This window comes from Nonlabens marinus S1-08, assembly GCF_000831385.1.
Lineage (GTDB): Bacteria > Bacteroidota > Bacteroidia > Flavobacteriales > Flavobacteriaceae > Nonlabens > Nonlabens marinus.
Map to the genome: position 1 here is coordinate 2514784 of NZ_AP014548.1, position 21671 is coordinate 2536454.

A 21671-nucleotide genomic window follows, 5' to 3' on the forward strand; every position below is an offset into this window, starting at 1 on the left:
ATACCCCAATAGTATGTATTTCAGCCGATAAATTATCAATTGTTAATGTGCATTTAGCCGATAAATGGACATTTAATCGTGTAATTTTCCCTTAAAATTATTCCAAAACGTCATTTCGTCGGTTATTCACTATTGAATATCGACGAAATGCACGATTTTATAATTTGTGAAAATAACCGCTTTCGAGATCATTTCTTTGCATTAATCCAGTGGCTCATATATTTAAAATGAGCGTTTGCGTGGTACGTGAGCATTCTTTCATTAAAGCTCTGATTCATCCTTGCCTCTTCTTTTGTGATTTGAAGCTGTAGGAAAAACGCTTTCGCGAAAGCGGACTCCTCAAATTCATCCTGCAAAATTTTAAAGCCTTGTTCTTGATAGGAGTTCCAAGAATCCAAATCAGCGTACAATTGGTAAGCAGTTGAAGCGACCTGTTGAACCTCATCGCAAACAACTCCAGACACTAGCCTAGAACTGAACATACCTTCAGCGCCTATTGAGGTCATTACAGAGGGGATTCCATATTTCATGGCGTCGTATAGCTTTCCTTTTAAACCTGCGCCATACCTGAGTGGTGCTAATAATACGCGGTGCTTTGACAAAACTTCCTCGACCCTTTTAGCATGCCCCTTGATATGAAATCCGTTTTCAGGAGAATGTAGTTCCAGTATCTCTTTAGGTGCGTTCGATCCATAAATAAACAGTTGCGAGTCAGGAAAAGTCGAACGTATTTCAGGCCAAACATAGCGATGTAACTGGCGCACTGCATCTAGATTAGGAGCGTGTTTTAAATTACCTATGGTGCAAAAGTCTGATCGCTTTTCAAACGGCACCACATTAGATTTCAAAGATTCAATTTCCTCTTTCTTTATTAGAAAGGGTAGATAAAACAATTTTTTAGGCAGTATTTGAAATTGGTCAATCAATAGCTCCATTTCAAAAGAAGAAATGATCAAATTCATGTCAACCCGCTGTACACTGCTTATTTCTCTAACTGCAAGTTCGCTTTGAAAACCTTCCTCTAGCGATATACCATTCTCTATATGGTTCTTTCTGGCGGTTCTTAAAAAGTGTAAATCCTCGGTATCTATAATCTGGATGGCATTAGGCAGTACTTTCCTTACCCGCCAACCGAATTGCTCCTCTATCAAAAACCTATCGTATAAAACTACCTCCGGTTGCTGTTGATTTAGTAAATCATCAAACAAATCGCTGTTCAATTGTACAGGTATCATTTTCACACCTCTAGATTCCAGCGGGATTCTGGAGGTTGATTTTATCTTTGCTGCGCTACAGAAGGTAATTTGATACCCTTGATCTATAAATAAATCGATCAACTGTAGCATGCGATATCCAGCAGCAGTGCGGTTTGGTTCTGGCCAAATGTATCCTATGATCAACAAGTTATGCATGCTACAAAGTTAGGACACTATCTTGTACATAAGTGACAGATAACAATAATGAGATGTTAAGGGATTACGGATAGAAATATTTACTTTAGCATTCTTAAAATCTTAGGTATTTACATGGGTAAAATCATTGCAATTGCAAATCAAAAAGGTGGTGTTGGTAAAACGACGACAGCTGTCAACCTGGCCGCATCACTAGGAGTTCTAGAGAAAAAAGTACTATTAATTGATGCTGATCCACAGGCCAATGCCTCGTCTGGATTAGGAATCAATGTGGATGATGTAGAGATGGGCACATATCAATTGCTAGAACATACCGCAAGCGCTAAAGACCTGATAGTATCTACCTCATCGCCTAATCTAGATATCATTCCAGCACATATTGACCTAGTCGCAATTGAGATCGAATTGGTTGATATGGAGCAACGCGAGTACATGCTGCGCAAAGCTTTAGCTCCTATAAAAGAAGACTACGACTATATTATTATAGACTGTGCGCCGTCCTTAGGATTGCTTACTTTAAATGCATTATCTGCCAGTGATAGTGTGTTGATCCCTATCCAATGTGAATATTTTGCTCTGGAAGGATTAGGAAAGTTATTGAATACCATTAAAAGTGTCCAGAAAATTCACAATACACAATTAGATATCGAGGGTTTGCTACTCACCATGTACGATAGCAGATTGCGCTTATCTAACCAAGTCGTGGAAGAAGTGAACCAGCATTTTGAAGGATTGACTTTTAAAACAATCATACAGCGTAACGTGCGTTTGAGTGAAGCTCCCTCTTATGGTGAGAGCATTATAAATTATGACGCGGCAAGTAAAGGTTCTGAAAATTACTTGAGTCTAGCGAATGAACTAATTCAGAAAAACTCATAACTCATGGCAAAAGCAACTAAAAAACAGGCATTGGGCCGTGGATTATCTGCATTGCTAAAAGATCCATCCAACGACATCAATACGGCACAAGACAAAAATGCCGATAAGATCGTTGGGAACGTCATTGATCTTCCATTGGAGGATATTGAAATGAATCCCTTCCAACCACGAACGAGCTTTAATGAGGAACATTTGCGAGAGCTGGCATCCTCTATTAAGGAGCTGGGTGTGATCCAGCCCATTACGGTTCGCAAAAAAGGCTTCGGTAAGTTTGAGTTGGTTTCTGGAGAGCGTCGCTGCCGTGCGTCGAAACTACTAGGAATGAAGACCATTCCTGCCTATGTGCGCATAGCAAACGATCAGGAGTCATTAGAAATGGCCCTGGTTGAAAACATACAGCGTCAAGATTTAGACCCTATTGAAATCGCTTTGTCCTACCAGCGATTGATTGAAGAGATTGACTTGACTCAAGAACAAATGAGCGAGCGAGTAGGTAAAAGCCGCAGTGCGATTGCTAATTACTTGAGATTGCTAAAATTAGACCCGATAATTCAAACAGGAATGCGGGATAATTTTATTTCGATGGGCCACGGCCGCGCGTTGATTACCATTGAAAGTTTGGAAGAACAACTCGACATCTATCAAAAGATCTTGTCGGATAATTTATCTGTACGGGAAACTGAGGCTCTTGTCAAGGATTCTAAGGAAAGTTCGCTTTCGCGAAAGCGAACTACTAAAAAATCCCTTCCTGAATATGTAGAATCGTCTATTGAAAATCTACAGGAAACGCTGGGTACGAAAGTAACCGCAACCGCAAATTCAAAAGGAAAGGGAAAATTAAGCATCGCTTTTAATTCCAAAGAAGAGTTGGAACGTATCACTAAATTGATCAATGGCTAAGATTTTCTGTTTTATGCTTTTGCTACTTGTTGGTAGTCTTGCCCTGGCGCAGGATCCTACGGATAATATTGTGGTGGATGCTCAAACTAAGCGTTTGCTGGTAGCTCAAGACAGTATCGCTAATCTTTATGATGCTAATCGACCTTCTAAGGCCGCATTTTATAGTGCTGTGATTCCTGGGCTGGGACAAGCTTACAATGGGAAATATTGGAAAATTCCATTAGTTTATGGAGCGATAGGTGGCTCTATCTTTGCCTATATCACGAATGATAAAGAATATGATCGCCTGCGCACTGCCTTTCAAATAAGGCTATCCGGTGGGACTGACGATGAATTTTCAAACCCAGACGGCACACCTATAATTTCTAACGCAGGACTAGAGCGTGCACAACGTACCTCACAGCGCAATAAAGAATTGAGTCTTTTGATCACCGCTGCGTTTTATGCGATTCAAATTATAGATGCAAATGTGGACGGACATTTAAGTCAATTTGATGTGGATCGAGACTTGAGTTTTAAGCCCTATTTAGATTACAATCAATCGGCATCAGGAACCAGTTATGGTTTTGCCTTATCATATACTTTTTAAAATGAAAATCGGACTTCTAGGCTACGGTAAAATGGGCAAAGTCATCGAGCGAATCGCTACCGATCGTGGTCATGAAATTGTAGCTAAAATTAATCGAAATGATGACAAAAACGAGCTGTTAAAGGCAGACGTTGTCATAGAGTTCAGCGCTCCAGAGAGCGTTATAAAAAACCTAAAGTATTGCATTAACAATGAGCTTTCAACAGTTTGTGGTACAACTGGTTGGAATGACAGTATAAAGGAAATCTATAGCCTTTTAGAAGCCAAAAACGGCGCTTTAGTTCATGCGTCGAACTTCAGTTTAGGCGTGAATATTTTCTTTGAGCTCAACAAGAAACTGGCAGCAATGATGAATCAGTTTGACGAATACAATGTTCATCTTAAAGAGATTCATCATACTGAAAAAAAGGATGCTCCTAGTGGTACAGCCATCACGGTTGCTGAAGGCATTATGGAGAATACCACCTACTCCAAATGGCATTTGGGAGACTCAAATAAACAAGAATCTCTCGGCATTGAAGCATTACGAGAACATGATGTCAAGGGAACTCATATAGTTACCTACAATAGTCCAGTAGATCAAATTGAAATTACACATACAGCACACAGCCGGGATGGATTTGCTCTAGGTGCTGTGATCGCTGCAGAATGGATTGAAGGTAAGAAAGGAGTTTACGGGATGAAAGAAGTACTGGGACTGTAACAAATACAGACATAAAGTAACCAATAACCGAATTAAGAATTAGAATTTTAGCACTGTAAGGAATGAGTTGGACAGGATGGTTTTTACTATTTATCGTATTACAAATACTTCACGGAGTAGGTACTTGGAAGTTTTATAAAGCTGCTGGCTTCAAGTCTTGGCAGGCTTTTATTCCCATCTATAATGCGGTGATCTTAATGAAAATCATCAATAGACCTGTCTGGTGGACGGTTTTGTTGTTTTTACCTGTGGTAAACTTGATTATGTTTATTGTAATTTGGGTAGAATTGCTGCGATCTTTTGGATTCAATAAAGCTGTGGACACTACCCTAGCGGTGCTTACTGGTGGTTTATATCTTTACTATGTCAACTACACGCAACCACTTACTCACAAAAAAGATAGATCACTAAAACCTAGAACAGCGGTTGGTGAATGGACAAGCTCCATTTTATTTGCAATCGTGGCAGCAACTATTGTGCATACCTATGTCATGCAGCCTTTCATTATTCCAACACCTTCTCTAGAAAAGACTTTATTAACAGGTGACTTCTTGTTTGTATCAAAGTTTCATTATGGTCCTAGATTCCCAATGACACCTATTGTAGCACCTATGGTACACGATACCATTCCTGTGGTGGGAATCAAGAGTTACCTCGATCGACCACAACTTCCTTACCTACGCCTTCCTGGTTTGAGCAAAGTGAAGCGGAGTGATATTGTGGTGTTCAATTGGCCTATTGATAGCGTTAATGCCTATCCCTATAATGATGGAGAATATCATTACAAGCCTATTGATAAAAAGTCAAATTATGTGAAGCGTTGTGTGGGAGTTCCTGGAGATACGCTATCCATTATACGCGGCAGAGTACATATCAACGGGAAGCCTCTAGAACTACCTGACCGCGCTAAAATCCAACATTCCTATGTTATAGAAACGAAAGGAAGACAATATACAGAGGAGCAAATGCGCTCCTACGGCATCACAGATGGGTTCCAGCAAGGGCTATTGGTAGAAACAGATAAACCAGGACTATCCATCAAAGCAGCTACTGAAGATGCCATTGCACAGCTGGAAGCTGATGGTAATGTGGTAAGCAAGGAGCAAGTCGTATTCTCAGACGGTGGTTCGCAACGGTATTTCCCGTATGATGGAATGGTCGCTAATGATTATGACAACTTCTCCCCTTTTCTGATTCCTGCGGAAGGCATGACCACCCCTATTTCCTATAAAAACATAGATTATTACAAAAGAATCATTGAAGTCTATGAAGGTACAGAAATGGAAATTTCAAACACAGTAGAAATCAGTGGTAATAAAGTGTATTTGAATGGCAAGCCGTTAACAGAATATACGTTCTTGCAAGATTACTATTGGCTTATGGGTGATAACCGCCATAACAGTGAGGACAGCCGTATATGGGGGTATGTTCCAGAAAGCCATGTGGTAGGTAAACCTGTATTTGTTTGGATGAGTCTGGATCAAACTAAACCATTCTTCCAGATGGTACGATGGGATCGACTGTTTACAACCGTTCACGGTAGCGGGCAGCCTATCTCCTACTTCGTTTATTTTGTAGTGGTATTGATTGCTTATTTTGCCGTTCGGAAGATTTTAAAAATACGCAAAGCCAAAAAACAGTAATGACGCTCATCCTACATCCCAGTTATTTTATGGATGTAGTGACGTTAGGACGTCTTTACAAGGCTTCCACAGTCTTACTGGACACAAATGACAGTTACGTCAAACAAACCTATAGAAACCGTTGTTTGATAGCTGGGGCAAATGGAACGTTGAATTTAAACATTCCTATAGTCCATCAAGGGTCTGGGTCATCTGTGGCTTATTCTACAATTGAAATAGACCATAGTCAATCCTGGGCTAGCACGCACCTTAAAAGTATAGGAAGCGCTTATCGCAGCAGTCCTTACTTTGAATACTATGAAGATGATCTTAAAGAGCTTTTTGCACATATCCCACAGCAATTAACGGATTGGAATGTGAAAACAATGAAGTGGTTGTGCGACTTACTTCATATACCCACAGATTGGGCAAAAGCAAATAACTATACCTCAGATCCCGAGGCTACGTATTTAATTATTGCTAAAAAAGAATATCTAGAAACCCTACCTGCTTATGCTCAAGTGTTTCAAGAAAAACACGGTTTTACACCACATTTATCGGCACTGGATTTGTTATTTAACCTTGGACCAAGCTCCCGTGACTATTTAAAACATATAGAGACAAACCAGTGACCAGCCATTACGATCGATTCAAAGCTTTTTATCAAACCTCCAGTTTCTGGAGTGGAAAGCTGGCTGGAGTTCAACAATTCCCACTATCGAATTTTAATTTCGAACACTTATCAGAAGCTGAGGAGTCACTGGAACTACCTGCCATACCTGTAGATACCGTCTTAGGCAAAAGAGCAGAATACTTTTTTAAGTTTTGTGTCGAACAAAGCTCGAATTACCAGTTACTAGCAGCTAATGAGCAAATATTTAGTGGTAAGGACACCATAGGTGAGTTGGACTTTATTTTGCAGCATCGGTATAGTGGTAAAGTTATTCATGTTGAATTGGTTTATAAATTTTACATCTATGAACCTCACTCTCACAAACCCTCACGATTTTTAAGTCATAATCAAAATGAGGAATTGTCCTTCTACGTGGGGCCTAATCGTCGCGATTATTTCATAAAAAAGTTTGAACACCTTGCTGCTCGACAGCTGCAGTTACTGTATCGTCCAGAAACTCAGGAACGTTTGTCACATATAGGTATTTCCCTAGATAAAATAGAGCAACAGGTGTGTTTTTTGGCTCATGTATTCATCCCTAGAGAGGCCTGGCAACAAGACTTCCCCTATCTCAATAAAAAATGTATTGTAGGATATTATATGGATGAGTTCGCTTTCGCGAAAGCGTATACCGACAACCTTTATTTCCTGCCTGAAAAAAAAGAATGGAAGATGCAGCCGCAACGACTGGATCAATTTTACACGCATCAAAAGATCTTGGAACATTGCAGAACAAGCTTGCAAAGAGGTTTTGCCCCAATGGTGTGGATGCTTCTACAAGACGGAAGCTTTGAGAGGTTTTTTATCGTTTCCACAAGAGATTGAACGCCCTGTTTTAACAAGATGTTTTCAACCTTATCGCCTTTGATTATTATCTTTAAGAAAAAGAATGATTATGGAACGCAAGTTTGAAAGAAAAACGGAAGACCAGCCACTAGGTAAGCTGGGAGATAGATCAAAGCCGAAAGATTTTGATCTTGAAAAAGAAAGCATTAACAAGAAAAATAAAGAAAAAGAAAAATAAATGAATTACCTGAATTTTAATACTGAAAAAGCAAAGGACACCTCAAAGCAACTCAATATTTTGTTAGCTGATTATCACATGTATTATCAAAAGCTACGCAACTATCATTGGAACATAGTAGGTCATAACTTTTTTGACCTGCATGTAAAGTTTGAAGAAATGTATGATGATGCTGTTTTAAAGATTGATGAAATTGCAGAGCGTATTTTGACTTTAAGGTATCAACCAACTTCTAATTACAGTGACTATATTAAAATGTCCAGTATCAAAGAAACCAAATCTGATCTACAGGATACAGAGATGGTAGACAATCTATTATCTGATCATGGTTTGTTACTCAAACAAATGGCTCAAGTAGTAGAAACTGCCGGAGAAGCGGAAGATGAAGGTACTATAGATTTAATAGGTGCTTACATACGTGAACTGGAAACAACTAGCTGGATGCTTGATGCCTGGAGAATGAAGAAGGGCGATACTCGTACATCTGTATAAGTTCAATTCTAATAAATTTACGAAGCCATCTCCACCTAGAGATGGCTTTTTTTCATCCTATGAACAGATATCTCTTTATAACACCTTGGTTTTTGTTGCTCTTTGCCTGTCAGGACCTTGGCAACCTTCAAGCAGTTGCAGCTGTACCTAATTCGTTAGACGAAATAAGCGGTATGCAGGTGTTTACAATGCCTAGTGGCGATGTTTCTTTCTTATCCATAAATGACTCTGGGAATGGGCCTCATCTCTATTCTTATATCCAATCAGATCAAATTTATGATCAAAAGGTAAAGGGCGTCTCAAATATAGATTGGGAAGATATAGCCTTATCCCTTACTGCTGATGGAACTCCCGAGTTTGTATTTATTGCCGACACGGGCAATAATAACAACTCCAGAAAAAGCTTTCAGATCATACAGGTACATGCAAACGAGATTGGCTCCAGTAACAGTATAACATCCAAAACCTACCCCTTTATTTATGAAGATATGCAAGACAACTTGCCTAGCAGTGGAATTTACCACGACTGTGAAGCTATTGTTTATAAAGAGGGAAGGATATATTTGTTCACGAAAAATCGGAATAAGAAGTTTGACGGCTTTACTTCCATTTATAGCCTTGACATCAAGAATGAAGCTACTGTAGCTAAATTATTAAACAAGGTTTATATAGGCTCAAAACGTAGTACCTCTCGAGTAACTGCAGCTGATATCAATCCTAAAGGAGAAGTAGGGTTACTCACTCACAATAAGGTGATTTTACTTAATGATTTTGATGAAAGCTTTTCAAGTTTTGACAAGAAGATTTATGAACTGAAACACGATTCTCAAAAGGAAGCAATGGCCTTCATCAATGATTCAGTTGTTTTGATAGCAGACGAACGATCAAAAAAAGGCGGTGGGAATGTTTATAAATTTGAACTTAAGGCTTCTTTTTTAGATGTTTCAAGAAAGTGATTCCTCCCCATAATTCAACAGCTACGCCAATGATAATCATGCCCGTTGCTCCTACTATTCCGAAGTAGCTCATCGCTACCCCAGCGATTACAATCATACTACCAACTGCTATAAGGGCAATACCTGATCTGGGATTTAACATGATTTAAATGTATTTAAATGAAGGCGAGAGATGGTAACACAATGAACACTCATAACTAGTAAACTTTCAAATATATAAAACCTCTAAAGTGTTAGAAACTAAAACCAACTTGAAAACTGAACCTTAAACCATCCTCACCATTGAATAGGTTAAACGTCGCACCTATGGCATCAGCAGAATTGATCCAAAAACCACCTCCGTAATCATTGTGCCACTGTTTGCTTTCTTCACCATCCAGCCATACTCTACCTACATCGCCACCCGCAAAAATTCCAATTTGTAAAGGCAAAAATCCTGATTTGAATTCTTTAAAACTGTACCTCAAATCTGCTGTTCCTGCAAAGGAGCTTTCTCCAGAAAAACGTTGGGTACGATACCCACGCAGTCCAGTGTTTTGTCCCAATTGAGCGCTTTGATAAAATTCAAAATCATCCCCTAATATTACATGGGCTTGGGCTAAAGTTCTCAAAACCAGTTTACGGTTTTTGGTTACTGCATTGTGAAATCCTAGCTTGGGTTTCAGGTAGTAAAAAATATCTTCAAACTCTTGAAGGTTTCCAATGATACCATTGTCGAATTCAAAAATCATCCCACGAGTAGGATTGAGTGGGTTATCAAATGAGGAGTAGTTGTAAGTAGCATTGAGATCCCCATACCACTTTCTATCAAAAAACTCTGGATCAGAAAGTGTAGCGGCATAATCAGCTATGAATCGATCCTGACTATCTTCTACTTCAATACCACGTACGGTAGCTGTCAACTTTAAATTAGAGCCGTATTCCCCACGATACACCGTACCCGCTCCGACTGCATAAGTACTCAATCGTACCCGATTAAAGTCAAAATCTACTACATCGTCATTGTTTGCAGTATCATTTCCTAATCCGAAAAAATTCTCTGTAAAGGTTGGCCCAGTATATTTACCGTAAAATAGCAAATTTGCATTTCTAAATATTCCAGCAAACTCCCCTTGATACTCAATCAAATATCCCTGAGTTGCGAAATAATATCCCGCCGTAAATTTGTGTACTCTTGTATGTGGATTTCTATTAAAACCATCTACGGTATATACATTTTGAAGCCCTAAACGTATACCATCATCCGGATTAAATCCTATTGCTGGAGTCAAGACATTGTAGGCTTTTATGTTCTTTCTAGGATCGTAAAGGTTGATGCCATAAGCGTCTGTTGTTCTTTTTGTAGCATCTGCAATACTTGTAAAGGTGTTTTCCTTAGATTGATGATCAAATAATGTGATCGCCCTGCCCTCTTCTAGATCATAGATATCATTATCTTGACCACCTATCACACGCACTTTTATAGGGTTTCCAGCCTTGTCTGTAGCATGAATAATATCTTCATCGTCTAACGCATAAATCCAGATCTCTTTAGTATCAGTCTTGTCATATATTCTATCTAACACTACATCAGCTCTTTCTCCACCCTTGTTTCTATAGACTGTGACTCTTGTTTTTCCCTTTTCAATTCGTTCGATATCGATAATATCATCCTTATCTGTTCCAGTTACAATTGCTAGTCGGGAAAGTACTTTATAATACCGCTCTGCTATATCAACCAGATTGGCACGACGGTCTTTCATACTGTTTATAATATCTTGAGTAGTAGGATTTACATAAATTTCTGCAGGAAGGTTTCTAAATGCGGCTTCAATCTCTGCATCTGTCAAATTATTTTGAATAAATCTCGCTTGTTCTAGCCATACTTCTCTATCCGCTTCTTTTGCAAGGCTGCGATCTAAATAAGTGGCTGCAGTGTTGAACCACTTGACATTATCTAAATTATCATTGTAAGTAGCGAATTGTTTTGTGATTCCTATAAGCGTGCGGAGTGTGGCAAATACAGCTCCATCAAAATTAGAAAATACCTGATCTCTATCCCTAGGTATAGGCTTGAAGATGTGATTACCGTTATCCAATTCGAACTCTGACCATCGCCATTGATCCTGATGACGGTCCCAGTCGCCTAATAACATATCAAACATCCTCGCTCTAACATAGGAATCTTGATCAATTTTGTACTTCTCATCTTGAGCGAGTTTCTCAAAAACATCGGCAGTGCTATGAATATCGTCTGGTTTTCCAAAACTTTGCAGATCCTTAAAATTATCTTCAGGACGTTCCACGAGCATGTACAATTCATCCCCATAATCAAAATTGTAATTACCCAATGCTTTTTGTTTTGGTACGTAATAAATTTCTGGATTCGTATGATAAATTCCTAAAGACTCAGATAATTCAGGTACAGCAAGAGCTCCATAGGGATGAGCCGCGGTATAAAAGTCATACAATAAATCCTCAGCAGCGCTGCCTTTGAATCCTTCTTCAACGGATTGATCCTTGAAAACCGTGGTTTGTAAAAACTGCACCGCACTCTTTTTAAGTGCTCGCAAATTGTATTCCTTGCCTTTAGAATCTTGTAGTCTTAAGGATCTAGTTTGATGACCACCGCCTGCTCGCATCACTTTTAATCCTCCCTTAAGTGTATCAAGTACAGCTACTTTGGCATTGATTTCAATTCCATAGAGATCACGATATTTCTTCCCCCACAACCCTTCAAATGCGTCAGACTTGTCGGTACGGTCATCTGTATATATGTTCGCTTTCGCGAAAGCGGGAAAATCAGAAGGTAATGAGTCCACATTGTAAACTTTTGACTCTTCTATAGCTTTCTTAGTATACAGTAACTTGTGTTTCCCATCTTCAAAACCATAAAACTGTACCCAAGAACTACCGTCTTTCATAACATCCATACGAGCGAAACCGTTACCCCCATAAGAAAATAGGCCGTCATTACTGAGGGTCACGTATCCACTCTTAGAACCTGAGCCTGAAACAATCTGCCGAACGCCCTCATTGACAATGTATTGAAGTGTATGCTCGTGACCACTGGCGAATAAAATACGCTCTGCCTTAGAAGCAACGGCAAGTGTCGCCATACGGTCTGCCAATTCTTGATACCTTGAATTTTGCCTGTCTTGCGCGCTCACCCCACCACTAGTTCTAATCAAACTGGCTAAGGATGCTAATACCGGAATGGGGAAATTGCTTTGTGTAGGATATAAATGTTTGATGGCTGCATACTGTCCCCCATGAACACCATTGGTAAACAAGGGATGATGCATCACGACTATGATGGTTTTATCTTGATTTTTCTTGAATTGGCTTTCAATTTCTATAAAAAACTCTTTGCGTGTCTTAATCTGATCACAGTCTGAATTTACCGTAGGAATTTCATCCCATTTCGCTAAATACCATTGACTATCGATTATAAGTAGTTGAATGTCATCAGAGATTTCTTTGCTCTCCACTGCACAACCTACTTTAGGTTCCCAAATGTCTTTGTCTTCTAATGCATCCTCAATGTATTTTTTCTCTCGCTCTACATTTACTAAGTTCTCATTGTAGTAATCGTGATTTCCAGGAATAAAAATGGTTTTACCTTCAAATTGTTCAGCAACATCAATCTGTGCATCCAAATGATTTTCAGCAATAGGACGAAACTCTGAACCCTCAGCAGGCATTCCGGTTGGGTAAATGTTATCTCCCAAGAATACAAGGTAATCCCCTGAGGTTTCCCGAGCTGTCTTCAAATAACTTTCTAGAGAAAGTAAACCATCGCTTTTACCACCTATGGGTGAGTAACCTACGTCGCCTATGAGGTAAAAACTTTTTTCAATATCAGAATTTGGCGGGTAGGGAATATCAACTTCTTCACCTTCTTTATACTGAGCATTGTAGCTTGCACATCCAGAAAGGATTACGAAGCCTATTAATAAAAGAATGTTATTTTTATTCATTTATGAGTTATTCATGGTAATTTTAAATCTTAAACTCTCTTATGACTGAACTGCTGAAAACAACTGACGACTATGTGTTGCACTTGTTTAAAGAAAAGCTTGATGAATCCTATGTTTACCACAACTACACTCATACAAAAAGAGTAGTTAAAAGTACTCAGGAAATCATCGACAACTCTGAAATAGATGTTAAAGAGGAAAAGGCTTTATTACTAGCCGCCTATCTACACGACACAGGATACATTTATGGTGCTGAAGGCCACGAAGAAGCTAGCGCTAAAATTGCCGAAGAATTTCTTAAAGATCAAGGTGAGGATGAAGAGTCAATTGAATTAGTCAAACGACTTATACGTGCCACTAAATTCAATGATCAGCCAGAGGGAAAGTTGCAAGAAATCTTAAGAGATGCTGATTCTTCACATTTTGCAAAGGATTATTATTTTGAGACGAGCGAACTACTCAAGAAGGAATTACAAATGCGCGGTAAAGAATTCACCGCTAAGGAATGGCGCAAGGAAAATATCGCTGTTTTCACTGAAAAGCACCGCTATTACAGTGACTATGCTGTAAAAAATTGGAATACTTCTAAGAATGAAAATTTGATGAAGTTGTTCAAGAAGAAGAAAAAAACCAAAGCAAAGTACAATAAAGAAAAGATCAAAGTAGATCTAAAAAATCAAAGTCCAGAAAGAGCTATTCAAACGCTCTTCCGCACCACTTTGAGAAATCACATCAAATTGAGCGATATAGCGGACACTAAAGCTAACATTTTGCTATCCGTTAATGCAATTATTATATCACTTGCATTGGCTAATATCATTCCAAAATTGGATCAAGTAAGTAATAGACACTTGCTCTACCCTACTTTAGTACTTATACTTTTTTCTGTAGCCAGTATTATTTTATCCATTGCTTCCACAAGACCAAATGTTACTAGTGGCGAGTTTACTGATGAGCAAGTCGAAAAGCGTGAAGTGAATCTTTTATTCTTTGGTAACTTTCATAAGGTTCCCTTTGAACGTTATGAAAAAGCCTTGATGAGCTTACTCAATGATAAGGAGGAAGTTTATCAAAGCCTACTAAAAGATTTATGGCTGCTTGGGGTGGTTCTAAACAGGAAATATAGCTTGCTGCGGTGGACTTACACGATTTTCATGATCGGGATCATATCTTCAGTTATTGCATTTATCATCGCATTTACTACTTATGATTATGAGGTTGTTGCAAATGTAATTCCTTAATCAAGTCATCATATGTCATTCTGTTTTCAGATGCCTTAAAGCCATAGAGGATGTTTACCCTTATGGCTTTTAAGCCTATGACTCCTTGAACATCTTCAAGCTCTAGATGCTCTACTTCCTCACCTAAGTATTTTTTGAATTGTAGGTAGTTGACGTAGCGCATATATTCCCGCTCATTTTCTTTATTTGTATAGATAATGGATATGGTCCCTTTTTGGGTAACACGTTCTTCAGTACCCTTTATACACGCTTTATCTATGCGCTTTTTGATCACTTCGTATCTAGCGTTATAGGTCCCATCTACATCAAATCGTTTTTCATCAATTCTATAGCGGATGCTTAAGGTGCTATCAAAAACTAAAATCATGGATGCCGCATCTAGTTGAGATGGCAAGTTTTTTTGAATGGAGTAAAACTTATCCTCCATCTCAATCATAGTCTGTAATTGCCACAGCCTTAAGTTGTAAAGGTATACTACATTAAAATCTAAGTCTTCTCTTATACTCTTACCTACATAGATGTTGTGCTCAACTCCATCGGTTTTAAAACGTTCAAAAAAATGAGTGTAAATTTCTTGTGCTTCTTTTTGTTTGTTATCAATATATCGTGATAATGCGTGATTTATAGTCTGCACTGCATTGTCATAGTTATTTCGCTTTTTATAAATAACCCCATTAACAGGATCCAACTGTTCTTGATAAGCTACAGTACGTTTTTTTAGATCCTCAGACAAGGTTTTAATATGATCCATGACTGGATTGATCTCTTCGGTTAGTAATTTGATAATTCCTCTTTCAGCATTTGCATCAATAGGCCCATCTTCTAATTTACTGTTGTATTCTTTGACACGAAATGCAATCTGGTCGTAGATAGGAAGTGGTTCAAACTCTTTCGCGGAAGCGATAATGGAACAAACATTATCTAATTGACCACACAAATCTTCTTTAATAGCAGTGTTTCTAGCATCACTACTTCCTACTACATCAATTTGACCGTATAATGGATAAACATCTTCAAACCCAAGATCCTTAAAGGTTTCTTCCCTATCATTCATGCGGGCTTTGAGAATGCGTCGCGCTTCTCTCTCAAATTTCCATTGCACGCTGGGATGAATTGAGGTACACTCCGTTTGAATGATGGCCTTAATTCTATTTTCATCCTCTTCCGCACCTCGTATGATTGCTGATTTTATGTATTCAATGATATTTTCAATTTTGGAAGCATTAAAGCTGTTTAGGGCATAAGGTATTTCGCTACCCAACTCTAGTACGCCTAGCAGCCGCTTTTTCTTAGTCACTGGATACAGTATGGCACTCTTGAAGCCAGCCTCTCTCAAGTTTTCAGACATGAACTTATTTCCCTGTCTTGTGTTGAAATCGTCGAGATCTGGAATAATAAGTGGCTTTTTAAGGTCTATGAGCTGTTTATATGCCTCGCTGCACAACGCATTTTCACAATGTTTACTGTGACTTGACCCTAATAAATAACTGTTAGAGTCGGTAAAACTCATCTGCTCAAAGGTTCTATCGTAAGAATCGAATGAGGTAAAACCAGCATAGATTTTATCCATATTAAACATCTTTTTAAAAATGTCTTCTATGTTTTCTTGTTGTGCCAGCTTAGATCCAGGATTGTTGAGTAAAACCGTTTTTAAATCAGATATCGCAGCGTCAACTGTAATGTCTGTAAAGGATATGATTCCAAAACCTTCAAATCTGTAAGACCCTAAAGGAAAACTGTCTTTCCATAGCTTTTCGTTTTCTGGATACCTGAGTAATTCATTGATTTCTTCCTCTGTTAACTCATGAGTATCTTTATGTGTAAATACATCTATGAAGTCTGCATTATAGGTAATGCGATAGGTCCTTATATTTCCATTACTATCAGGAATTTCAGCGTGCATGACTGAACTCATATCGAGTTTTCTATCGTAACATTTATTGAGGATTAAACCGCAAGCCATAAGAAATCGATCAAATTTTGAATTCTCTAGAAAATCAAATTCAAAATCATCGCCTGCCTGCTTGAGAATATTCTGTAATCGCTTAGTGCAATTAAATAGTTTAGTAGAAAAGGGGATGGTGGCTGCCTTAATCTCGTTATGTGTAAGGGACTCTGGAAATAATTCAGCTAATACTAGATTGATCTGCTCTGAATATTTTTTTACATTTTCATCATTTATCTCAGCGCTAGGAAAGCCGCCCTTTGCTAAAGCCTGCAACAATGCGGAGTAATAGAGCTTTTTAAAACTGTTGTCTTCGTTCTCTATGCGTTCTTTGTAAACATTGATGATTTTATCAAAGCGTAGCACTACTTCAACGCCTAAATCAGTTCCTTTTTTCCCTTTCTTTGCCATAATTTAAATATACCAATTCTACTGTTGATAGGAGGAAGCAGAGTTTGTTTTTAATTTATTTAATCGGTTAATCTGCTATTTTTGTTGCAAATTTTAATTTATGAGAAGTTCTTTAAGTCCCATTTATATCCTATTCATTTATATTTTAGTAAGTTCCTGTATTTCTAAAGAGGAGTCTGTGCCATCTATCGCAGGTGAAACAGTCGGTATGTATAATGGCATGAGAGTTTACCTAAAAGAAGGAACGGCTGACGGTTCTCAGGTGTATATAGATACTGCTATTATAATCGACAACAAGTTCGATTTTGGGCTTTTAGACAAACGGGAAACAAGTGCTCCCCTATTCTTAGAAATGGACACTGCTCCAGGAATGTTAAGCTTCGCCTCAGAAAATCAAGGCATTTATATTAAAACTTTGAAGGATAGTTTGATGTACAGTACTATTGACGGTGGTATTGAGAATCAAGTCTTCTCCCGGTACAGAAACATGAGAATAGAACATGGGAATAAGGTAAGAGAGTATCAACAAGAACGAAACACTGCTTTTGAGAAAGGTGAAACGAAACGAGTTGAAGCCATAAATGAAGACTGGAAAGAAAAGGAAGAAGAATTTAGAAATGAATTGAAAGAATTGATGCTTGAAAACCCAAATAGGCTAGTTGCACCTACTATTTTGGACTTTCTATTAACTCGTAATTACGTAAGCAGTGAACAAGCCAGAGTGCTCTACAATAAATTAGGTGACCAAATCAAGCAAACCGACCTAAGCGCAATCATAGACAAGCGTTTGAAAAAGTTTGAGGTAACGGCCATAGGCAGTAAAGCTCCTTATTTTGAAGGCAAGAGTCCAGATGGAAGTATTATCAAATTACCAGAGGTATTAGGTGAAGTAACCTTGATTGATTTTTGGGCTTCCTGGTGCGGGCCATGTCGTGTGGAAAATCCGAATATTGTTGAAGCATACAACAAGTATCATTACAAAGGATTCAATATCATTAGCGTATCTCTAGATCAACCCGATGCAAAAGAAGCCTGGGTCGCTGCTATAGAAAAAGATCAAATGAATTGGAATCATATTTCTAGGCTAGCCTACTGGAGCGATCCCATAGCGGCTCAATATAATGTCACTGCCATTCCAGCGAGTTTCTTGCTTGATAAAAATGGAGTAATTATCGCCAAAGACCTAAGAGGTAACCAACTTTCTGAAAAGTTGAAATCCCTATTAAATTAGATTTTACCTAGTTTCATTAACACAAATAAAATAATAATAGGAATCAGAAGAGCGACCACTATAAGCGTCTGTTCAAAAATCAGATTGAAATCATAGATGAGCGTGACAAGGTATCCCGCCATGGCCCCACCAAAATGAGCGTCGTGGCCTATATTTCCTACCTTATTTTTAATTCCATAAATGGAGTAAATTAAATAACCGATACCAAAAATATATCCCGGAATGATTCCATAAATCATCATTTCTGGCAAAAGCAATATCCCACTATAAATGATTCCCGCAACAGCACCACTAGCTCCTATGGCGCTATAATGGTATTCCTCCTTATGAAACATATAACTTAAGAAATTGCCCCCCAGAAGACTCACGATGTAAATCACGAGAAATGAAATCGTTCCTAAAAAACTCACCACGATACCCGCAAAAAAATACAAGGTTAGCATGTTAAATAGAAGGTGTTGGATATCTAGATGCAGAAAACCGCTCGTTATAAAACGATAGCTTTCTCCTCGTTGAATACCCATTATATTGAACTTATATTGATCAAAAAAATCGTAATCTTTAAAGCCTCTAAAGCTTATAAGACAGGTGATTGCAATAATTACAATGGTCACTATATCTATGTCGTAGAACATATAAAAAATCTTAAGAGCCAAGATAGTATATTTGTGAAAATTCAAACGATGCAAGCCGTCGCATTTTACCTCGCTTATCCCATTATTTGGTTAATTGCGAGACTTCCCTTTCCTGCTATCTATTTTATCAGTGACGGTGTTTATATACTGGTTTATCATGTGCTGCGGTATCGCCGGGAGGTCATTTTTAAAAATATAAAGACGGCATTTCCAGAACTCTCTGAAAAAGAAGTGATTCAACTTTCTAAACAAAGCACACGACACTTCTGCGATATATTTGTGGAGATGGTCAAGTCCACAGGAATCTCTTCTCAGGAACTACATGATCGGTTTGTTTGTGACAATTTAGAGGAGATCAACGCTTTCGCGAAAGCGGAACAACCTATAGTTATTTTAATAGGCCACCAGGCAAGTTACGAGTGGACCATGTCATTGGACGATTTTATAGGTTTTACCACCTACGCAGTGTATAAGCCTATCAAAAATGCCTATTTCGATAACTATATACGTAAAGTTCGTTCAAAATTTGGTTCTATTTTGATCCCCATGAAAAAGGCGTATCACATCATGCAAGAGCGACAAAAGTCAAAATCTGACGTAGGGTTATATGCCCTTGTAGCAGATCAGTCTCCTAAGGCAGCTTCTGCCCAATTTTTCACCACCTTCTTTGACCAAATCACACCTGTTTTTATGGGCGGCGAACGCATTTCTAAAGAATATGGTATGCCTGTCTTTTTTCTACAAGTAGAAAAGGTCAAACGTGGTTATTACAAAGCGCATTTTGAAAAGGTAACAGATGACGCCAGTCAGGAACCTAAATGGATGGTAACCGACACCTTTTTTCAACTGCTAGAAAAGCAAATACGCAAACAACCTCAATATTACTTGTGGACGCACAAACGCTGGAAAGTCAAGCCAGAAGATGCTAGGCGTGCTGTTGAGCTATCGCCTCGAGTTCCCCAATAAATCGATCTGCTAATCGATCTGCAGATTCTTGACTACCGGATTCAGTATAAATACGTATGATAGGTTCTGTATTTGATTTACGCAGGTGTACCCATTCATTTTCAAAGTCTATTTTAACGCCATCTATTGTGGTTAAATCTTCTGAAGCGTACTTCTCTTCTACATCCTTCAATATCGCATCCACTGGCATCCCTGGAGTTAATTGTACTTTTTTCTTGCCCATAAAATAGGTGGGGTAGCTATCACGCAAGTCACTTACTTTCATCTGTTTCTCAGTAAGCAATGACAAGAACAGCGCAACGCCCACAAGTGCATCTCTACCATAATGGCTATCAGGATAAATGATACCGCCATTTCCCTCACCACCTATCACTGCGTTTACCTCTTTCATTTTTGTAACTACATTCACCTCACCTACTGCAGCTGCATGATAAGTTCCTCCATGTTTCAAAGTCACATCACGCAAAGCTCTGGAAGATGACAAATTGCTCACCGTATCTCCTTTGTTTTTGCTTAGCACGTAATCTGCACAAGCTACTAATGTGTACTCTTCTCCGAACATTTCACCCTTATCTGTAATAAAAGCTAGCCTATCAACATCTGGATCTACTGTGATTCCAAAATCTGCGTTATGTTCCACCACTGCGGCACATAAATCCCCTAAATGTTCTTTTAAAGGTTCTGGGTTGTGAGGAAAATGTCCCGTCGGGTCGCAATACAATTCAATAACCTCAACTCCCAGCGCTGCACACAAGGCTGGAATTGCTATACCACCTGTAGAATTCACTCCATCTACTACTACCTTAAAGTTCCCTGCTTTTATGGCATCTACTTGAACAAGTGGTAGATGAAGCACCTCAACAATATGACGATCGATATAATCGGTCATCGCACTTACTTGACCTAGATCATCAACTTCCGCGTAAGCGAAATCCTCTGCCGCTGCTGTATCTAGAATTTTTTGACCTTCTACTCCATCAAGAAATTCTCCTTTATTGTTTAACAACTTTAATGCATTCCATTCTTTAGGGTTATGACTTGCAGTCAAGATAATACCACCGTCTGCTTTCTCTAGTGGCACAGCAATCTCCACTGTAGGCGTAGTGCTAAGCCCTAAATCAATAATATCACATCCAACTCCTACTAGCGTATTTTGAACTAAAGACTGAATCATAGAGCCACTGATACGGGCATCACGACCTATAACTACTAGCGGTCGCTCCTTGCCGGAAGCCACTTTGATCCATTTACCATACGCGCTTGCAAATTTTACGGCATCTAGAGGTGTCAAATTATCACCCGGCTGCCCTCCTATGGTCCCGCGTATTCCTGAAATAGATTTTATAAGTGTCATGAGTGTTAAGCATTATATTTACAACAAATGTAGTTTTCTAAGAGATCAACCGCAAAACCAATCCATGAATTATCTCGCTCACTTATTGCTCTCGGGCAACGATACTGAATTACGCATTGGTAATTTTATTGCCGACTCTGTACGCGGGAAAAATTTGAAGCGGTTTCCTGAGCGTGTCGCTCAAGGCATCATGGTACATAGAATGATAGATACATTTACAGACACCCATTCTATTGTAAGGGAAAGCAAAGACCTCATACGTACTAATTACGGCTTGTGGAGCAGTGTTATTGTAGATTTATACTACGACCATTTCCTAGCCGCCAACTGGTCTAATTATCACGATACAGAGTTGGAAGAATACACCCTAGATTTTTATGCCGATTTAAAAGAGTACTGGGAGATCCTGCCTCCTAGAATTCAACGCTTCTATCCTATTATGGTAGAGCACAACTGGATCTACAGCTACCGCACTGTGCAAGGAATGAAACACATCCTTTATCAAATGAACCAAAGAACTAAAGGAAAGAGCAATATGCAACTGGCTGGAGTAGAACTCATTGAAAATTACGATGCCCTTCAAAAGCAATTCACGGCCTTCTTTGAAGAGCTGCAAACGTATTCTAAAAACATCATCCATCAATTAGATCTGGATTGATTGTCTTTCATTGAAATAATA

The 21671-nt window shown here is 38.7% G+C and carries 19 protein-coding genes; 14 read left to right on the plus strand and 5 right to left on the minus strand.

The genetic code is table 11. The features are described from left to right. Nucleotides 1–188: 188 nt before the first annotated feature. Entirely contained in the window at nucleotides 189–1412 is a 1224-nt protein-coding gene (locus NMS_RS11490; protein ID WP_041496900.1) for a glycosyltransferase, read from the minus strand. A gap of 114 nt (nucleotides 1413–1526) precedes the next feature. On the opposite strand from NMS_RS11490, the gene NMS_RS11495 reads away from it, so the two are divergent. The 10 genes from NMS_RS11495 to NMS_RS13565 all read left to right on the plus strand — a co-directional run bounded on the left by NMS_RS11495 (nucleotide 1527) and on the right by NMS_RS13565 (nucleotide 9250). Continuing rightward, on the plus strand, nucleotides 1527–2291 hold the full coding sequence (locus NMS_RS11495; protein WP_041496901.1) for a ParA family protein: 765 nt from the start codon (nucleotides 1527–1529) through the stop codon (nucleotides 2289–2291). Nucleotides 2292–2294: 3 nt separating this feature from the next. Continuing rightward, the gene (locus NMS_RS11500) at nucleotides 2295–3191 is read left to right on the plus strand and encodes a ParB/RepB/Spo0J family partition protein (RefSeq protein ID WP_041496902.1); all 897 of its coding nucleotides are present in this window, start codon (nucleotides 2295–2297) and stop codon (nucleotides 3189–3191) included. Further along, nucleotides 3184–3780: a DUF5683 domain-containing protein gene (locus NMS_RS11505; RefSeq protein WP_041496903.1), complete on the plus strand. Its 597-nt coding sequence runs from the start codon at nucleotides 3184–3186 to the stop codon at nucleotides 3778–3780. The genes NMS_RS11500 and NMS_RS11505 overlap by 8 nt, the downstream gene beginning before the upstream one ends. A 1-nt stretch (nucleotide 3781) precedes the next feature. Continuing rightward, complete coding sequence (gene dapB, locus NMS_RS11510; RefSeq protein WP_041496904.1) at nucleotides 3782–4483, plus strand: 4-hydroxy-tetrahydrodipicolinate reductase; 702 nt, start codon at nucleotides 3782–3784, stop codon at nucleotides 4481–4483. A gap of 62 nt (nucleotides 4484–4545) precedes the next feature. Further along, nucleotides 4546–6126: a signal peptidase I gene (lepB, locus tag NMS_RS11515; protein WP_041496905.1), complete on the plus strand. Its 1581-nt coding sequence runs from the start codon at nucleotides 4546–4548 to the stop codon at nucleotides 6124–6126. Then, entirely contained in the window at nucleotides 6126–6737 is a 612-nt protein-coding gene (locus NMS_RS11520) for a WbqC family protein (RefSeq protein ID WP_041496906.1), read from the plus strand. Before lepB ends, NMS_RS11520 begins: the two co-directional genes overlap by 1 nt. Then, nucleotides 6734–7603 (plus strand): DUF1853 family protein, encoded by an 870-nt coding sequence (locus NMS_RS11525; protein WP_041496907.1) that lies wholly within the window; start codon nucleotides 6734–6736, stop codon nucleotides 7601–7603. The genes NMS_RS11520 and NMS_RS11525 overlap by 4 nt, the downstream gene beginning before the upstream one ends. 70 nt (nucleotides 7604–7673) lie before the next feature. After that, nucleotides 7674–7802 (plus strand): hypothetical protein, encoded by a 129-nt coding sequence (locus NMS_RS14070; RefSeq protein ID WP_262491890.1) that lies wholly within the window; start codon nucleotides 7674–7676, stop codon nucleotides 7800–7802. After that, nucleotides 7803–8294, plus strand: a complete 492-nt coding sequence (locus tag NMS_RS11530) for a Dps family protein (RefSeq protein ID WP_041496909.1) — start codon at nucleotides 7803–7805, stop codon at nucleotides 8292–8294. It begins immediately after the preceding gene. Between the two features lie 59 nt (nucleotides 8295–8353). Then, nucleotides 8354–9250 carry a hypothetical protein gene (locus NMS_RS13565; protein WP_148311388.1) on the plus strand — a complete coding sequence of 299 codons (897 nt, stop codon included), beginning with the start codon at nucleotides 8354–8356 and terminating at the stop codon, nucleotides 9248–9250. A 233-nt stretch (nucleotides 9251–9483) separates the two neighbouring features. On the opposite strand, the gene NMS_RS11540 is transcribed toward NMS_RS13565, so the two are convergent. Continuing rightward, nucleotides 9484–13209, minus strand: coding sequence for a metallophosphoesterase (locus tag NMS_RS11540; RefSeq protein WP_041496910.1), 3726 nt, complete (start codon nucleotides 13207–13209; stop codon nucleotides 9484–9486). A 41-nt stretch (nucleotides 13210–13250) separates the two neighbouring features. On the opposite strand from NMS_RS11540, the gene NMS_RS11545 reads away from it, so the two are divergent. Further along, a complete protein-coding gene (locus NMS_RS11545) occupies nucleotides 13251–14450 on the plus strand; it encodes a Pycsar system effector family protein (protein WP_041496911.1) in 1200 nt (399 codons plus the stop codon). On the opposite strand, the gene NMS_RS11550 is transcribed toward NMS_RS11545, so the two are convergent. Next, complete coding sequence (locus NMS_RS11550) at nucleotides 14410–16806, minus strand: GAF domain-containing protein (RefSeq protein ID WP_041496912.1); 2397 nt, start codon at nucleotides 16804–16806, stop codon at nucleotides 14410–14412. The genes NMS_RS11545 and NMS_RS11550 overlap by 41 nt on opposite strands. Before the next feature lie 100 nt (nucleotides 16807–16906). On the opposite strand from NMS_RS11550, the gene NMS_RS11555 reads away from it, so the two are divergent. Then, a complete protein-coding gene (locus NMS_RS11555; RefSeq protein ID WP_041496913.1) occupies nucleotides 16907–18037 on the plus strand; it encodes a TlpA disulfide reductase family protein in 1131 nt (376 codons plus the stop codon). Here the strand turns inward: NMS_RS11555 and NMS_RS11560 are convergent. After that, the gene (locus NMS_RS11560) at nucleotides 18034–18672 is read right to left on the minus strand and encodes a rhomboid family intramembrane serine protease (RefSeq protein ID WP_041496914.1); all 639 of its coding nucleotides are present in this window, start codon (nucleotides 18670–18672) and stop codon (nucleotides 18034–18036) included. The genes NMS_RS11555 and NMS_RS11560 overlap by 4 nt on opposite strands. A gap of 33 nt (nucleotides 18673–18705) precedes the next feature. Here NMS_RS11560 and NMS_RS11565 point away from each other — a divergent pair, with 33 nt between their 5' ends. Beyond that, nucleotides 18706–19638: a lysophospholipid acyltransferase family protein gene (locus tag NMS_RS11565; RefSeq protein WP_148311389.1), complete on the plus strand. Its 933-nt coding sequence runs from the start codon at nucleotides 18706–18708 to the stop codon at nucleotides 19636–19638. Here the strand turns inward: NMS_RS11565 and glmM are convergent. After that, entirely contained in the window at nucleotides 19598–20992 is a 1395-nt protein-coding gene (glmM, locus tag NMS_RS11570) for a phosphoglucosamine mutase (protein WP_041496917.1), read from the minus strand. The two genes, NMS_RS11565 and glmM, sit on opposite strands and share 41 nt — an antisense overlap. Nucleotides 20993–21056: 64 nt before the next feature. Here glmM and NMS_RS11575 point away from each other — a divergent pair, with 64 nt between their 5' ends. Beyond that, nucleotides 21057–21650 carry an acyl carrier protein phosphodiesterase gene (locus NMS_RS11575; protein ID WP_041497702.1) on the plus strand — a complete coding sequence of 198 codons (594 nt, stop codon included), beginning with the start codon at nucleotides 21057–21059 and terminating at the stop codon, nucleotides 21648–21650. Nucleotides 21651–21671: the final 21 nt, after the last annotated feature.

Excerpts from the sequence above, each read along its gene's own strand:
- NMS_RS11505 (WP_041496903.1), top strand. The coding sequence starts at position 3,184 with ATGGCTAAGATTTTCTGTTTTATGCTTTTGCTACTTGTTGGTAGTCTT.
- NMS_RS11495 (WP_041496901.1), top strand. The coding sequence starts at position 1,527 with ATGGGTAAAATCATTGCAATTGCAAATCAAAAAGGTGGTGTTGGTAAA.
- NMS_RS11560 (WP_041496914.1), bottom strand. The coding sequence starts at position 18,672 with ATGTTCTACGACATAGATATAGTGACCATTGTAATTATTGCAATCACC.
- NMS_RS11555 (WP_041496913.1), top strand. The coding sequence starts at position 16,907 with ATGAGAAGTTCTTTAAGTCCCATTTATATCCTATTCATTTATATTTTA.
- NMS_RS11530 (WP_041496909.1), top strand. The coding sequence starts at position 7,803 with ATGAATTACCTGAATTTTAATACTGAAAAAGCAAAGGACACCTCAAAG.
- NMS_RS14070 (WP_262491890.1), top strand. The coding sequence starts at position 7,674 with ATGGAACGCAAGTTTGAAAGAAAAACGGAAGACCAGCCACTAGGTAAG.
- NMS_RS11520 (WP_041496906.1), top strand. The coding sequence starts at position 6,126 with ATGACGCTCATCCTACATCCCAGTTATTTTATGGATGTAGTGACGTTA.
- NMS_RS11545 (WP_041496911.1), top strand. The coding sequence starts at position 13,251 with ATGACTGAACTGCTGAAAACAACTGACGACTATGTGTTGCACTTGTTT.
- glmM (WP_041496917.1), bottom strand. The coding sequence starts at position 20,992 with ATGACACTTATAAAATCTATTTCAGGAATACGCGGGACCATAGGAGGG.
- lepB (WP_041496905.1), top strand. The coding sequence starts at position 4,546 with ATGAGTTGGACAGGATGGTTTTTACTATTTATCGTATTACAAATACTT.
- NMS_RS11500 (WP_041496902.1), top strand. The coding sequence starts at position 2,295 with ATGGCAAAAGCAACTAAAAAACAGGCATTGGGCCGTGGATTATCTGCA.
- NMS_RS11550 (WP_041496912.1), bottom strand. The coding sequence starts at position 16,806 with ATGGCAAAGAAAGGGAAAAAAGGAACTGATTTAGGCGTTGAAGTAGTG.
- NMS_RS13565 (WP_148311388.1), top strand. The coding sequence starts at position 8,354 with ATGAACAGATATCTCTTTATAACACCTTGGTTTTTGTTGCTCTTTGCC.
- dapB (WP_041496904.1), top strand. The coding sequence starts at position 3,782 with ATGAAAATCGGACTTCTAGGCTACGGTAAAATGGGCAAAGTCATCGAG.
- NMS_RS11575 (WP_041497702.1), top strand. The coding sequence starts at position 21,057 with ATGAATTATCTCGCTCACTTATTGCTCTCGGGCAACGATACTGAATTA.
- NMS_RS11490 (WP_041496900.1), bottom strand. The coding sequence starts at position 1,412 with ATGCATAACTTGTTGATCATAGGATACATTTGGCCAGAACCAAACCGC.
- NMS_RS11540 (WP_041496910.1), bottom strand. The coding sequence starts at position 13,209 with ATGAATAAAAATAACATTCTTTTATTAATAGGCTTCGTAATCCTTTCT.